Consider the following 13,406-nt stretch of genomic DNA (forward strand, 5'->3'; position numbering starts at 1 on the left):
TCCCAATAAGCCTCTCCCGACACCCCCTCTGGAGAGTCGCTCTGCTGGCCGCTTCGCAGCCCTTAAGCGCTTATCTGCCGGCCCGTTTTTCGTAACAATTCGTGACCGATTCAAGCCGCTGAGTGTGAGCTAATGCCTTGTTTAGGCAAAGTATTTCGCCAGACCGTAGGCTGCCGCTGGCGGTCGGTGTATTGTTCGCGTTCGGTTAGGGTCTTTTGATATACATTCAGCGGTCGCACTCGCGGTGCTTTGGGTGCGGGGCAAGGCGTAGCGACGAAGGCAGGGCGGTTCCCTGTCGAGAAGCTGCAACGCAGCCCCGCGCCCAAAGCGCCCGAGCCCTGCGGGTTGAAGCGTATGGCTCGTGGCACTGCGTTGCGCTCCTTGTGTGGAGGACCACTCCACACTGTGTCGCACGCCTTGTTCCACAAGCCATACGCTTCAACGCGATCCGTTGAATGTATGTCAACAGACCCAATGAACACGGTGCCGCGAGAGCGCCGGGTTGGCATGCTTTTCGGGTTCGGACGCCAGTCCGGATTCGAATGGAGGAGGGGGAGGCTTTGCCGCTGTACGCGATTCGCACGAAATGCCAGGCCTTGTGGCGCTGGCTGGGCCGCACTCTGTGTGCGGCGAGCCTGTCCTTCGTTTACGTCGGGCTGGCGCGGGCCGAAGCTGTTGCCAGCGCCTCCTCCGGGTTCGACTCGACGCGCGTGATCGGCGGCGCGATTCTGTTGTTGCTGGCTGCCGCCTTGTTGTACCGCCGCCAGTTGCACACGCTTTCCGCGCGCACCCGCAAGCTGCAATTGTCTGAAGAGCGCTTTCGCGTCATCGTAGAAGGCACCAGTGTAGTGGCCTGGGAATACGATGCTGGCTCCAACGCATTCACTTATGTTTCCGCGCCGGGCGAGCGCCTGCTCGGCTTTGCATTGACGGACTGGCAGCAGTCCGGTTTCTGGCAGGCGCGCCTGCATCCCGAGGACCGTGAAATCGCCTTGTCCTTCCTGCGTGGCCTGATGGTCAGCGGGGAGGAACGCGAGTGCGAATACCGGCTGGTGCGGGCCGATGGCCGTGAGGTCCATGTGCGCGATCTGCGCAGCCCGATCGAGGCGCATCGCGGCCACGTGATCGGCATGCGCGGGATCTTTGTGGATATCTCCGCGCACAAATCCTCTGAATCCGCGCTGGAAGACAGCGAGGCGCGCTTTCGCAGCACCTTCGAGCAGGCCGCCGTCGGCGTGTGCCTGTGTGCGGTGTCGGGGCGCTACATGCGCGTCAATCAACGCTATTGCCAGATCACCGGCTTCAGCGAGGCCGAACTGCTGCTGCGCGACTTCCGCGAGATCACCCATCCCGATGATGTCGAGGCCAATGATCGGCTGTTGGATGTGCTGGTTCTCGACACGGCTGAGACCTTCTCAATTGAAAAACGCATGATCCGGCGCGGTGGCGAAGTGGTGTGGGTCAACCTGACCATGTCGCTGGTGCGTTCGCGCCGTAGCAGCGGTCAGTTCATGGAAGTCATCGAAGACATCACCGCACGCAAGCAGGCCGAGAGCGAATTGCGCGCCAATGAAGGGCGCATGCGCACCATCCTGTCGGCGATGCGTGAAGGCGTGATCCTGCGTGACGCGAGCGGTGCGGTGATTGTCGCTAACGCAGCAGCCCGGCGTCTGTATGGTCTGGAGGCCGAAGAGAATTTCCCGCCCCTGCAGGAACCGGAAGGCTACAGTTTCGTGCGCGAGGACGGCAGCGACTGCCCGATTTCAGAATTGCCCGGTGCGCGTGCCATGCACTTCGGCCGTCCTGCGTCCGCCGTGGTCGGCATCGATCGGCGCGACGGTACGCGTGGCTGGATGCTGGCCAAGGCCGAGCCGCTGGCCCGCGACGAAAGCACCGGCCTGCATCCGGTGGTGCTGACGCTGAACGACGTGACCGCCCAGCGTCGCGCCGAGGAAGAGCTGCGTCTGGCCGCCACGGTGTTCGATCACAGTGTCGAGGCCATCATGGTCACCGATGCGCAGCGCCGCATTCTCTCGGTCAACAAGGCCTTCACCGACTTGACCGGCTTCCCGGCAGCAGGCGTGGTTGGGCAAACACCCGCGCTGCTATCTTCCTCGCGTCACGGCCTGGTGCAGTACGACACGATCTGGAAGGAAGCCACCGAAAAGGGCTCCTGGCAGGGCGAGATCTGGCAGCGCCGGCGCGACGGCAGCGAGTTCCCCGAGTGGCTGTCCATCGGCGCGGTGCGTGATCGCAGTAACGCCATCACTCACTATGTCGCGGTGTTTTCCGATATCACCGAACGCAAGGCCAGCGAGGCGCGCATCGCCTTCCTCGCGCACCACGACCCGCTCACCGCCTTGCCCAACCGCACCCTCTTCCAGGACCGGCTGGAGCAGGCGCTGGCCCGTGCCGAGCGCAGTGGCAATGTGCTGGCGCTGCTGTTCCTGGATCTGGATCGCTTCAAGACCATCAATGATTCGCTTGGCCACCTCATCGGCGACCGCTTGCTGCAGTCCGTAGCGGAGCGTCTGCAGCACTGTGTGCGCGACACCGATACGATCTGCCGTCAGGGGGGCGATGAGTTCATCATCGTCCTGCCGGAAATCTCGGACATCGAAGTTTCCGCGCGCATCGCCGAGAAGATTTTGCGTCGTCTGGCCGAGCCTTTCGAAGTCGATGGCCACGTGCTTGGCACCTCCTTCTCCATCGGTATTTCGGTCTTCCCGAACGATGGCGCAACGGCCGATACGCTGATGAAAAACGCCGACACGGCGATGTATCACGCCAAGGAAAACGGCCGCAACACCTACCGTTTCTTCACCGAATCCATGAATGCCAATGCGCTGGATCGCCTGCAGATTGAAAACCATCTGCGTCGCGCCCTAGAGTTGAATCAGCTGAGCCTGCACTTCCAGCCGCAGATAGATTTGAAAAGTGGTGCCATCGTCGGCGGCGAGGCGCTGCTGCGCTGGCAATCCGATGCGCTGGGCTTCGTGCCGCCGGGGCGCTTCATCCCGATTGCCGAGGAGTCTGGTCTGATCGTGCCGATTGGCCGTTGGGTGCTGCGCGAAGCCTGCCGTCAGGCCATGCTCTGGTATGACGCCGGCGTGCGTAACGTCACCGTCGCGGTGAATATCTCGGCGCTGCAGTTCCGTCGTGACGACATCGTAGCCTGTGTCAGCCAAGCCCTGGCTGAAAGCGGTCTGCCGCCTGAGTATCTGGAGCTGGAGCTGACCGAATCCCTGCTTATGGAGCATGTTGAAGACGTACTCGACACAGTGTTGCGCCTAAAAACGCTGGGCGTGCGCCTGTCCATCGATGATTTCGGTACGGGCTATTCCTCGCTGTCCTACCTCAAGCGTTTCGCCGTAGATCGCCTCAAGATCGACCAGAGTTTCGTGCGCGACATGGTCGAAGATCCCGATGACGCCGCCATCGTGCGCGCCATCATCCAGCTCGGCCGTAGCCTCAAACTCGAAGTCATCGCCGAAGGCGCCGAGTCGCGCACCCAGGTCGACTTCCTGATCCGTGAAGGCTGCCTCGAATCGCAGGGCTACTTCTTCTGTCCGCCCGTGGCTCACGATGTGTTCATGGGCATGCTCGCACGCGGACTGGCCTCGCCAGCCCATGAGCGTGCACCTTTGTTGATGGCAAGCTGAAGATCGTTGAGTCGCAAGTCGCAAGTCGCAAGTCGCAAGTCGCAAGTCGCAAAATCCGGGGATGGCCCGAACGGCTTCCTCTCCCTGCCAGGGAGAGGGCTGGGGAGAGGGTCGGCTGCTACGCATGGGCCGGCTGCAGAGCCGCACCTGTATTATCTCTTCAGCAAGCCTGCCTGTTTAGGCATGCTGGGTGGGTCTCTTCAATGAGGCTATCTGTAGATGTCCGTCCGAAGCGGCTCTCCGGGCAGGTTCAGGCCGGCCAGCAGCGCCTTTGTCGCCAAATCAGAAATCTCAGCCTCTCAGGCCAAACCCTTTTAGCGTCGGATCACCCAGCGCCGCCAGGGTTTCCGGCAGCGGCGCAAAGTCGCCATTTGCCATCGGCAGCAGGCGCAGCCATTGGCTGGCGCCGTCCTGATCTTCGTCTATCCAGCCCAGCAAAACTCCTACCGGCCCGGCGCTGGCGCAGGCCAGGCGCAGCGCCGCGAGCGGATCGCGCGTGGTCAGGCAGCGCGCATCGCCCTGCCAATTTAGTGCCTTGCACAGATGCGCCAGCGCCTGATTCGGCTGACTCTGCAGGAAACCCAGCGGCAGCGGCATGCCATCTGCGGCCTCTGCCAGCGAGGCGCGCAAGGCCTGATCCGGGCCGCGCAGGCTCGCCAGGCTCAGCAGTGCATCAGCGGGCAGTGTCGCCTCGCCGGCCTCGTCCAGACAGCGCAGCGCGCCGTATAGGGCCAGCTCCGCCCAGCGCCCGATGCGGCGTGGTTTGAAGCCCAGTCGGACCGCCAGCTGTTCGCGCCAGTCGGCCGGTGGCGGGCTGGCAAAACAGCGGCCGGCGATGTGCCAGACTTGGCCGTCTGCGGGTAATTCGTAGCCCGGATGCAGCGCAGCGTAATCCGGGGCCACGCGGGAGGCCGGGGGCAAAGCCCCGGATTCCGGCCGCTGGCCTGCATCCGGGCTACTGTTCAGGATCTCCTTTGCTGCCTTCTGCGTCGCCACGCCTCTGCGGTGAAAGCCTTCTTCCTGACTCGCGCAATCTTCCACGATGACCGTCGCATGCCCGCCGCCGAAGCCGAGGATGTTGCTCATCAGGTAACACACGCCGGGCGCCTCACTCGCCAGCTCCGCGCCCAGCGCCGGATCGGCTGCGCAGCGCGGCGCAGGCCAGACCTTGTTTTCCAGACAGGCCATCAGCAGCGCCAGCTCTGCCGCACCGGAGGCGCCGAGGGTGTGGCCGATTTCGGCCTTCAGGCTGACGAGTGCGGGCAGCGTGCCGAAGGCTGCGCGCAGACCGGCCAGTTCCGTCGCGTCATTGCCGGGGCTGCCGGCCGCCTGCAGCTTGATCAGATCGATATCGCTGGCCATCAGCCCTGCATCGGCCAGCGCGCGTTTGACCATCGTCTGTACTGCATCCGACGTAGCGCCGGCCGGATCGCTGCCATCCACCACATTCGCCCCGCCGCACAGACGCCAGCGCGAGGGCTCGGTGCTCAGGTACAAAGCCGCCACTGCTTCACCCAGTACCAGCCCGGCGCGATCTGCCGACAGCGGGCGCGGGCGCTGCGTGTCCAATAACTGCATCGCCCCGAAACCCGCATAGGTAAAGCGATTGCGCAGCTCCATGCCCAAGACCAAGGCGCAGCGCGCTGGACCAGCCTGCATGCTCGATTGCAGGTAATTGAGAGCCGCCAGCAGCGCGTTGCTGGCCGAGCTGCAGGCCGTCGAAATCCAGAACACCGGCCCGCGCCAGTCCAGCCAGCCCACCACCGTCTCGGCGAAAGCCTGGCAATCCGTCAGATACGGCGTGCCATCTTCCACTGCCCCCACGTCCAGTGAGCAGGAGGCGAGGAAGAGCGGCGCATCGCGATCCAGCTCGCCGCATTCGGCCACCGCCTGCAGCGTCAGGCGCCGCGCGCGCGCGTACCAGTCGGTGTCCTCATCGGCGATGGTGAAGCAGGGCCAGACGGTGTCGGGGCTGACGGCGAGCGGGTTTGGCTCAACGCCGCCGTTTTGCAGGCGTGCGAGGGCGCTGGGAAGGTTAGGGCCGAGCGCGGAGACGAGGCCGCAGGCGTGGAGGAAGACGGAAATCATGGCTTGAGAACATTTTCTTGACCCACGCATTCAGGTTCGCTGTCATATATTTTTTGATAGGAGCTGAGTGCCGCTGTAGCGAGGTCGTTTCTGTTATCGATTGCGCAGAGATCTAGTCCTGCTAGAAGTGCAATTCGTGCAGCGTCGTTAAGGGAGTTATCAACGACTTCAAGGGGGATTGCGCTGCGAACTTCGCCATCGGTGTTTAGATAAAAAAATTGAAGATTCCCGCCATGAGTGAAGCCACAAAGTTGTTTGTACGTACGCTCTTTATATATTTTCAGAGTTCCGTTTTTGTAGCCAGGCGTTGTTTCAATGGAGGCAATCATCTTGGGTAAGGGGGGAATCTTTTCTGACTTGATAAAAGCTGTTAGTTCAGCCTGCGTGGCGCAGCGACGAAACCAAAGACCTCTGACCAGAGATTCAGTTTGAGGACGAAGTAATGCAAGGGCTGAATTGCCATGTTTTAGGCTAAACAGATCGTTAATTGCACGTTGGTGGCGAATAACCAAGCTCAAAAAAGATGCTGACAATTGCGAGCGCTCATTGGGCTCAAATGAATACCCGTCCAACAGAGACATGAGTTCATCTGCCCATGAGCGGGCACGTTCGAGTGAGTCGTTCATGGGGTGCATCCGTTTGATTGAAGTTGATTTATCCGCGCCGTTCCGCCAGATACTCCGCCAGCGTCGCCAGCGAAGCCATCGCGCGCCGGGTGTCCTTGCTGTCGGCGATGCGTACGCCCAGCTTCTTGTGGATCGCTACCGAGATCTGCAGGGCGTCGAGCGAGTCGAGGCCGAGGCGTGATTCCGGGCCGAAGAGGGCTTCGTCGGCGGCGAGGCCGCCAGCCGGCTCGTCCTTGTCGCAGGCGCTGAGGATCAGGGTTTTGAGTTCCTGGATGATGTCTTGGGTCATGGTGCGGGGCTCAGTTCAGGAGCTTGCCATCGGCCGGGAAGTTGCCGCTGCTCAGTTCCTCATCCGTCAGTTCGCGTCCTTGCCAGATCTTGACGCGGGCTGCGCCTGCGCCGAGACAGAGCTCATGCAGGGCGCGGATTTCAACTTGAGTAAAGCCGCCTTCCGGTTCGATGCAGGGATGCATGATGAAAATTGGCGAAATCTGGAAGGCGCGCGCCAGACCGGAAAGACCCGAGGCGAGTTTCTTGAAAAATCCTTTCAGTACCACTTCAGCGCAGGTGAAATCCGAAATCAGCGTGCGCGGATGAGCGAATGGGTTGATGACCCTGACGTTCAACTTGTCCCGGTGCAGCAAGGCTTCTTCGCCTGTCGCCAATGTCTGCATCGGTTTTGCGTCGTGGATGGCGAGCCAAGGTGTGCCGCTGACCTCATGAGTCGTGCCGACAAGGCGAAGCGAGAGCAGGTCTGGCTGGAGCCGAACGTAAATTTTTGGCTTGAGTGATATGAGCACGCGCTTCCCCTATTTCATTCGGCGTTGAAACAACAGCGTCGCCGCCAGCCACATCAGGGCCGCGAAGCCGACCAAGCGTGCAGCATACGGCAGCACGGCAGCTATTCCGCCATCGCGCAGCAGCACCTGCAGCAAGCCTTCCAGGCCCCAGTTCATCGGCGAGAAGGCGGCGGCGGCCTGCATCACGGGTGGCATGACGAAGGCGGGCACCATGATGCCGCCGATGGCGGCCATCAGGATGTTGCACATGGCGCCGAGTGCGGCAGCCTGAGCGTGGGTGCGCACGAGGCAGGCCAGTGCCAGGGCGAAGCCGATGGCAGCGGCACTGATCGAGGCGAGCATCAGCAGCAGCGCAGGCCAGTGGATGCCGGCGAGCTGCAGGCGATCACCGCCGAGTAGCGGCATCAGCCATACGCCGACGGCCAGCATCAGCGCGGCTTGCAGACCATTCACGGCCAGATAGGGCAGGGCCTTGCTGAGGATCTGGATGTTGCGCGGCACGCCGATGGTATGCAGGCGAGCCAGGGTGCCGTCGCGCGCTTCTTGTACGAAGAGGCTGGCAATTGCGGTGATGACGAAGAACATGCCAAAGACCAGCCAGGCCGGCACGTTTTGCTGCACGGCCGTGGGGCGCACGCTGGCGGCGACGCGTTCGGCCGAAACCAGTTTGCGGATGCTGTTGCCACCTGCGCTGGTCAGGCCCATGAAGCGCTCCTGCAGGGCATCGGCACGCAGCTCGCCTGTGCTTGCGGCCAGCTCGGCTTCGATGCTGCGCAAGGCCGCGTGCTCCAGGCCCGGCTCGGCGAGCAGGTGGGCCTTGACGCCGGGCGGCGTGCTCATGGCGCTGATGGCGGTGGAGAAGTCGGGCGCGATTTCGAGAACGTATTGCAGATGCCCGGAGAGCAGCGCTGCGCGCCAGTCTGCGGGCAGGGTGGCTGGAGAGCCATGCTGGGTGCGCCATTGCGAGGCAAGGGTTTGCGCTTGCGGGCCGGCGTCCAGATTGACGATGGCGTAAGCCAGCGATTTGGTCGAGGGGCTGTAATAGTCCTTCAGCGCCAGCGACATGATGACGATGAACAGCACCGGCATCACGAAGAGCGCGGCCAAGCCGTGCGGGTCACGCAGCAGGGCGAGGATTTCCTTGCGGATCAGGGCGGCCAGCATCATTCGTCTCGCAAGGTGCGGTGAGTCAGTTGCATGAATAGCCTTTCCAGATCGTGGCTGCCATAGCGCGCCATGTGCAGGGTCGCTCCGCTGGTAGCGATGGCTTGCAGCACACCGGCGGGGGTGGCGCTTGCGTTCAGACACAAGGCAATCTCGCCGTCGTGGCTCGCCTGGACCGTGCCGAAATTGGCCAGCAGGGCAAGTGCCGCTTCGACGGAGCCTTCGATGCGCAGCGCCATTTGTGCGCCACCTTCGGCCAGCAAGTCGGGCAGGGTTGCAGCGCGTAGCACGCGGCCGTTGTCGAGGATTGCCACGTCGTCGGCGATGGCTTCGATTTCCTCGATGTAGTGCGAGGTGTAGAGCACCGTGCAGCCTTGTGCGGCCAGCGCCTTGACGGCGTCGAGCAGGAAGGCGCGCGACTGCGGATCGACGCCCACGGTGGGTTCATCGAGCAGAATCAGTTCGGGCTCGGGCAGCAGGGCGATAGCCAGATTCAGGCGGCGTTTGAGCCCGCCGGAAAGCTGTTCGGCGCGCGTCTTGGCGAAGCGCTCCAGCTGGGCGAAAGAAAGACACGCGGCGATGCGCTCGCGTTTTTTGTCACCCGTCAGGCGCCCGGCGGCGGCGAAGCAGGCCAGATTCTCGGCCACCGTCAGCATCGGGTAGAAGGCGTATTCCTGCGGCGCCAGGGTGATCCGCGTCGGGCGCTCGGCGCGGGCCTGCGCAAGGGGCTGGCCGTCGAGCAGGATGCTGCCTTGTTGTACGGCGAGGAGACCGGCCAGATGCGAGATCAGCGTGGTCTTGCCCGCCCCGTTCGGCCCGAGCAGGCCCAGCACGCGGCCGCGCTGCACCTGCAGCGATACGCCGCTGAGCGCGGCTTGCGGCGCGCCGGGGTACTGGAAACTGAGCGCACTGATCGTCAGCATGCTTACTTGATAGCGTTGCCGAGATCGCGGAAGAAGGCGGCTTCGCTGTCAGCCTGTTGCAGCAGCAGCGCAGCAATCGCCGGCGGATCGAGCGCGTCTCGCCCTTTCACCATGCGTGCGGCGGCCAAAGCGAAGTCGCGCCAGGCATCGCCGATGTTCATCAGGCGTTCCGAGAACTCGCTGAGCACCGACAGGCTGGCGATGTCCGCCGCTTCCTGCAGGAAGGCGGCATAGATGAAACGGAAACCCGCGCCGCCGGTGCCGATCTCTTCCTGCATGCGCACGACATGACCGATGAAGGGGCTGCTTTGCGCCGCCTTGGGATCAAGCCGGGCGATGTGTCTGGCGAGGGTGCGGATGCCACGCACGCCGATCAGCGGGATCGGTGCCGCCATGTTGCGCACGGTCTTGCGGATCGCCGGGCGGATGGATTCCGGCAGGATGTTGGGCAGCACCGTTTTGTCCGGGTAATACAGCAGGCCCTTGGGCGCAAGCGCGCCCTTGGCGAAGCGCGCGCGATTGAAGTCGGCGCTGGCGCAGCGCTGAACGTGTTCGGCTACCGGATCGCCAATCAGGTAGTCGTCACCGTCCTTGCCGAAGACCACGAGGTTGTGCGCGTTGAAGTGAAAGCGCATTTCCTCCGGAAAGTAGGGCAGCCAGTACACCGAGGTCTGCGCGCCGACGGCATGGCCCTGGGCCAACAGCTCGTCGAGGCGGCGTTGGCCGGCGGCGGCGTTGCCGAAGGTTTCAAAGCGGAAGCGGCTGCCGAAGGCCTTGGCCGTGCCCTTGATGATGGATTTGGGCAGCGAACGATAGGCAATCAGCGGCAGGCCATTGCTGATGCGCACGAAAGGAAAATAGGCAAACGCCAGGCCGGACGCGACGCCGAAAGCCAGCGGCTCGGACACCGTTGCGCCCTGATGGCGCAGCAGATTGGCGATGGTGCCACTCTCGCAGTGGGCGGCGTGCTGGTGTTGGTAGGAAACGTTATTAGTCATGGTCGTGTTCATCGATCCCATAAAAATCAAGATCGAAGGCCAGTCCGAGCTGAGCGGCTTTCCGGATGGCATCTCGATTGAGATGAAGACCGTGGCCGGATGCGGGGAAATAACCGACGCACTGAAGAGTCAAGTCGTATTCCACCCAGAGCTGCCGCAGTGACTCAGCTTTCGTGCCAAGGATCTGCAGCAGAGCATCAATGTGCCGATCCAGCGGTTCCGTATCATCAAAGCCACTGTCAAGTCGCCAGCTCATGCTTTGGCGTACCCGACCACGCGGTCCGATATCACCAGCAGACCACGAGTCGGACGGCCTGAGGCCGAGCCTTTCGGTAATGACCTCAGGATTGCCGTGACCCGATACGAAGAAGTAGGCGTATTCGCGGTGTGTCAGTGGTGGTGATGACATGGCTGTTTGTTCAGGTTAGGTCTGGAAGGCTGCAGATTGTGTCGGTAGCCAGTCCTAGCGCCTCCGCATACCGCGTCAGAATCTTCGGCGCCAAGCCCGCAAAAACATCCGGGCGCAGGTGACGGCGAATGCGCCATTGCCACAAGCCGCTGACTTGGGCGAGCATTTCCACGTCCATGCGGCGGGCGTACATCCAGTATTCCAGCGGCGAGCTTTGCCCGGCGGCAACGCGGGTGCGGGCGGCTTCGGCCTGGGCGTGGAAGGCGTCGACGGCCTGGGTTGTGACGATCTCTTCGACTTCCCAGCCTTTGGAGGCAACCAGCACCATTTTGCCGTTGGCATCGCGGGCGTAGACCACCTTGCGGTGGCCGCCCAAGGTGCGGTTGTCGTCCTGCGGGACCTGATCGATTTCCATCAGACGGCTTCCAGCATCACGAAGCCGCTGGAGAAGCGGCCGCTCTCGGGGATGAACATGAGGATGTGCTGGCCCGCCTGGATGCGTCCTGAGTGGAACAGCTCGTCGAGCATGATGTAGGGTGAGGCTGAACCGGTGTTTCCCTTGCTGGTGAGATTGGTGAACCAGCGTTCTCGTGGGACATCCAGGCCAATTTCGCGCATCGCCGCTGCAGCGGGTTCGGCGAAATACATTGAGGAAATATGCGGCAGGAACCAGTCGATATCTTCGACCGTCAAGTTGCGTTTGGCCGCGATCAGGGCTAGTGGTTCGCGCAGGGTGGCGCGTACGACGTGTTCGTTGAGCAGTTTGACATCTTGTTTGACGGCGAAGATCGAACGTTCGCCGCGCTCAGCGTGGTTGTAATGGAACCAGCTGGTCAGCGAGCCATTGGGCTGTTTTTCCGCCCCCATGTACATGCAGGCGGAGAGTTCATGCGCGGCGGAGGAAAGTTCAATCCACTCGATGCGCAGCGACAGCGGGCCGCGCGGCGCCGTTTCCAGCAGCAGGGCGCCGGCGCCGTCGGAAAGCATCCAGCGCAGGAAATCTTTTTCAAAGGCGATCTGTGGCTCGGCCTCTAGGGCATCGATCTGGTGATCGGTTTCAGCTGCGTAGAATTCTCCGCGCAGGCCGACGGAAGCAACTTCTGAGGCGGTGGCGATGGCACGCTGCGCCTCGCCAGCTTTGATGGACAACCATGCATGTTTGAGTGCTGCCGTTCCTGCCATGCAGATGCCGGCAAAGGCTACGGCTTCCATGCGTGGCCAGCCGAGTTCGCCATGCACCATGACGGCGTGGTTGGGCATGAGTTGGTCGGGCATCGAGGTGCCGACTGACAGGCAATCTACCGGGCCGATTTCTTCGACACTGCCTAAGGCGCGGATTGCGGCGGCGGTAAGTTGCGCATTGCTCAGGACATTTTTTCCGGTGGCACGGTCGATAGCGTAATGCCTGCTTTGGATGCCGTTGCTGCGCAGGATCATGCGCCGCGCGCGCGAGGGCTTGCCGCCGGCCATGCCGAGTACGGCTTCCATTTCATCGTTGGAAACCGGGTCAAATGGTAGAAACGTGGCGGTGCGCGTGATGAAAACGTCAGTAGTCATATTGGGCTAAACGTTCAGAGCCGGAGCCCGAAGGTTGTTCAAATTGCTGTTTCAGCGCTGCCAGACGCTGTTTCAAAAATGGGCGCAGCAGGGCTTGCAGGACAAGGCTCAGCGGCACGACGGTGAGGATCAGGGTAGTCAGGAAAAGGATATAGAGCAGCAGTAGCGGTTTGCGCTGCCAGGCGCCGGGGCCGCCAGCGGCACGCAGCAGTTTGCCCCACAGGAAAAAACTGCGCGTGCCGGCACGTTCGCTGACAAGCAGGCGGGGATTGGCTTCCACGGCAGCGAGGCCCGTGAGCAAGGGCTGATGTGCCTTTTCACAGTCATCCAGCAGTGCATCCAGCAGGGCTCGGCCGAAGCGGATGCTGCGCGCAGTGTCGGCCTGCGAAACGCCGGCGGCGGGCAGACCCGGAATCGGCTGGCGCTTGCCGCTGAGCAGCCAGGCCGGAGCGGTGATCAGGGTGGCCAAGGTCGGCGCGCGGTCGGTGAGGGCGACGTTGTCGATCAGATGGGCGCCCACATCGGCGAGCAGGCCCTTCATTTTTTCCAGTGCCAGCAGCCACATGTTGCGGCAGGCGATCACGCTGACCACCGGTTTGTTGCGCAGCAATTTAGCCGCGACCGGATGTTTGAGGAAGGCGGTGATCGGTTGACTCGGCGCGAGGAACCAGACTTGCCAAGGAAGAATGATCAGGTCGAAATTCTCGTCGCCGCTCAGGCTCAGTGGCGTCAGCGCGGGCGGCACGAGATGGGCGGATTCGGGGAAGGCATCGAAGAAGCGCGTGATCGACCAGGGAAACGGGAAGGCCGGTTGCGGCTGCAGGGTTTCAACGTGCACGGCGATGCGTGGATCGGCTTGCAGCGGCGCGAGGATGCGTTCGATGATGGCCGTCAGCTGCCCGGTCTGCGAGTAAGCAATGACCAGCACGCGTTTTTGGGCGCTATCAGAAGGCGCCGCAGATTGTGCTTGAGTCACTGTTTTTGCTCGGGATTTTGGGGTGGGGACGGGGCGAATCTTAACAGGAAGCGGGCTGCTCGCCCATGTCGGGGGTCTGGCCGCTTTGCTGCGTCAGCAAGATGAGGCGGGCGGGCGCGCCGCGTCAGGATGCGGGTCTGCCGACGCATGGTCTGAAGAGCCGCATCCCGCTTGGCTCTTCAGTCTTCCTGTCGCAAGAGCCA

At 62.5% G+C, this 13,406-nt stretch carries 12 protein-coding genes; 1 reads left to right on the forward strand and 11 read right to left on the reverse strand.

Features of this window, described 5'->3' with window-relative positions; all coding sequences use genetic code 11:
- Nucleotides 1-542: 542 nt before the first annotated feature.
- A complete protein-coding gene (locus ABXR19_RS10640; RefSeq protein WP_354601105.1) occupies nt 543-3,662 on the forward strand; it encodes a sensor domain-containing protein in 3,120 nt (1,039 codons plus the stop codon).
- Between the two features lie 291 nt (nt 3,663-3,953).
- Here the strand turns inward: ABXR19_RS10640 and ABXR19_RS10645 are convergent, their stop codons facing one another.
- From ABXR19_RS10645 to ABXR19_RS10695, 11 genes are read right to left on the reverse strand one after another with little or no spacing between them, the layout of a single operon-like run.
- On the reverse strand, nt 3,954-5,750 hold the full coding sequence (locus tag ABXR19_RS10645) for a beta-ketoacyl synthase N-terminal-like domain-containing protein (protein WP_354601106.1): 1,797 nt from the start codon (nt 5,748-5,750) through the stop codon (nt 3,954-3,956).
- A complete protein-coding gene (locus ABXR19_RS10650; protein ID WP_354601107.1) occupies nt 5,747-6,376 on the reverse strand; it encodes a DUF6988 family protein in 630 nt (209 codons plus the stop codon). Before ABXR19_RS10650 ends, ABXR19_RS10645 begins: the two co-directional genes overlap by 4 nt.
- A gap of 28 nt (nt 6,377-6,404) precedes the next feature.
- The gene (locus tag ABXR19_RS10655; RefSeq protein WP_354601108.1) at nt 6,405-6,665 is read right to left on the reverse strand and encodes a phosphopantetheine-binding protein; all 261 of its coding nucleotides are present in this window, start codon (nt 6,663-6,665) and stop codon (nt 6,405-6,407) included.
- Between the two features lie 10 nt (nt 6,666-6,675).
- The gene (locus tag ABXR19_RS10660; protein ID WP_354601109.1) at nt 6,676-7,176 is read right to left on the reverse strand and encodes a rod shape-determining protein; all 501 of its coding nucleotides are present in this window, start codon (nt 7,174-7,176) and stop codon (nt 6,676-6,678) included.
- Between the two features lie 9 nt (nt 7,177-7,185).
- A complete protein-coding gene (locus ABXR19_RS10665) occupies nt 7,186-8,343 on the reverse strand; it encodes an ABC transporter permease (protein WP_354601110.1) in 1,158 nt (385 codons plus the stop codon).
- A complete protein-coding gene (locus ABXR19_RS10670) occupies nt 8,340-9,263 on the reverse strand; it encodes an ABC transporter ATP-binding protein (RefSeq protein WP_354601111.1) in 924 nt (307 codons plus the stop codon). The genes ABXR19_RS10665 and ABXR19_RS10670 overlap by 4 nt, the downstream gene beginning before the upstream one ends.
- A gap of 2 nt (nt 9,264-9,265) precedes the next feature.
- Entirely contained in the window at nt 9,266-10,261 is a 996-nt protein-coding gene (gene darH, locus ABXR19_RS10675; RefSeq protein WP_354601112.1) for a BtrH-related acyltransferase DarH, read from the reverse strand.
- Nucleotides 10,254-10,670 carry a DUF4279 domain-containing protein gene (locus ABXR19_RS10680; protein ID WP_354601113.1) on the reverse strand — a complete coding sequence of 139 codons (417 nt, stop codon included), beginning with the start codon at nt 10,668-10,670 and terminating at the stop codon, nt 10,254-10,256. The genes darH and ABXR19_RS10680 overlap by 8 nt, the downstream gene beginning before the upstream one ends.
- A 10-nt stretch (nt 10,671-10,680) precedes the next feature.
- The gene (locus ABXR19_RS10685) at nt 10,681-11,085 is read right to left on the reverse strand and encodes a DarG family dialkylresorcinol biosynthesis protein (protein WP_354601114.1); all 405 of its coding nucleotides are present in this window, start codon (nt 11,083-11,085) and stop codon (nt 10,681-10,683) included.
- Entirely contained in the window at nt 11,085-12,227 is a 1,143-nt protein-coding gene (locus tag ABXR19_RS10690; RefSeq protein WP_354601115.1) for a beta-ketoacyl-ACP synthase III, read from the reverse strand. The genes ABXR19_RS10685 and ABXR19_RS10690 overlap by 1 nt, the downstream gene beginning before the upstream one ends.
- Nucleotides 12,217-13,203 (reverse strand): dialkylrecorsinol condensing enzyme, encoded by a 987-nt coding sequence (locus ABXR19_RS10695; protein WP_354601116.1) that lies wholly within the window; start codon nt 13,201-13,203, stop codon nt 12,217-12,219. Before ABXR19_RS10695 ends, ABXR19_RS10690 begins: the two co-directional genes overlap by 11 nt.
- Between the last annotated feature and the right edge of the window lie 203 nt (nt 13,204-13,406).

The organism is Uliginosibacterium flavum (genome assembly GCF_040566545.1).
In the GTDB taxonomy this organism is placed as follows: Bacteria; Pseudomonadota; Gammaproteobacteria; order Burkholderiales; family Rhodocyclaceae; genus Uliginosibacterium; species Uliginosibacterium flavum.

Coding starts and splice junctions, on each gene's coding strand:
- ABXR19_RS10640 (WP_354601105.1), top strand. CDS start 543: ATGGAGGAGGGGGAGGCTTTGCCGCTGTACGCGATTCGCACGAAATGC.
- ABXR19_RS10645 (WP_354601106.1), bottom strand. CDS start 5,750: ATGATTTCCGTCTTCCTCCACGCCTGCGGCCTCGTCTCCGCGCTCGGC.
- ABXR19_RS10650 (WP_354601107.1), bottom strand. CDS start 6,376: ATGAACGACTCACTCGAACGTGCCCGCTCATGGGCAGATGAACTCATG.
- ABXR19_RS10655 (WP_354601108.1), bottom strand. CDS start 6,665: ATGACCCAAGACATCATCCAGGAACTCAAAACCCTGATCCTCAGCGCC.
- ABXR19_RS10665 (WP_354601110.1), bottom strand. CDS start 8,343: ATGATGCTGGCCGCCCTGATCCGCAAGGAAATCCTCGCCCTGCTGCGT.
- ABXR19_RS10670 (WP_354601111.1), bottom strand. CDS start 9,263: ATGCTGACGATCAGTGCGCTCAGTTTCCAGTACCCCGGCGCGCCGCAA.
- darH (WP_354601112.1), bottom strand. CDS start 10,261: ATGACTAATAACGTTTCCTACCAACACCAGCACGCCGCCCACTGCGAG.
- ABXR19_RS10680 (WP_354601113.1), bottom strand. CDS start 10,670: ATGTCATCACCACCACTGACACACCGCGAATACGCCTACTTCTTCGTA.
- ABXR19_RS10685 (WP_354601114.1), bottom strand. CDS start 11,085: ATGGAAATCGATCAGGTCCCGCAGGACGACAACCGCACCTTGGGCGGC.
- ABXR19_RS10690 (WP_354601115.1), bottom strand. CDS start 12,227: ATGACTACTGACGTTTTCATCACGCGCACCGCCACGTTTCTACCATTT.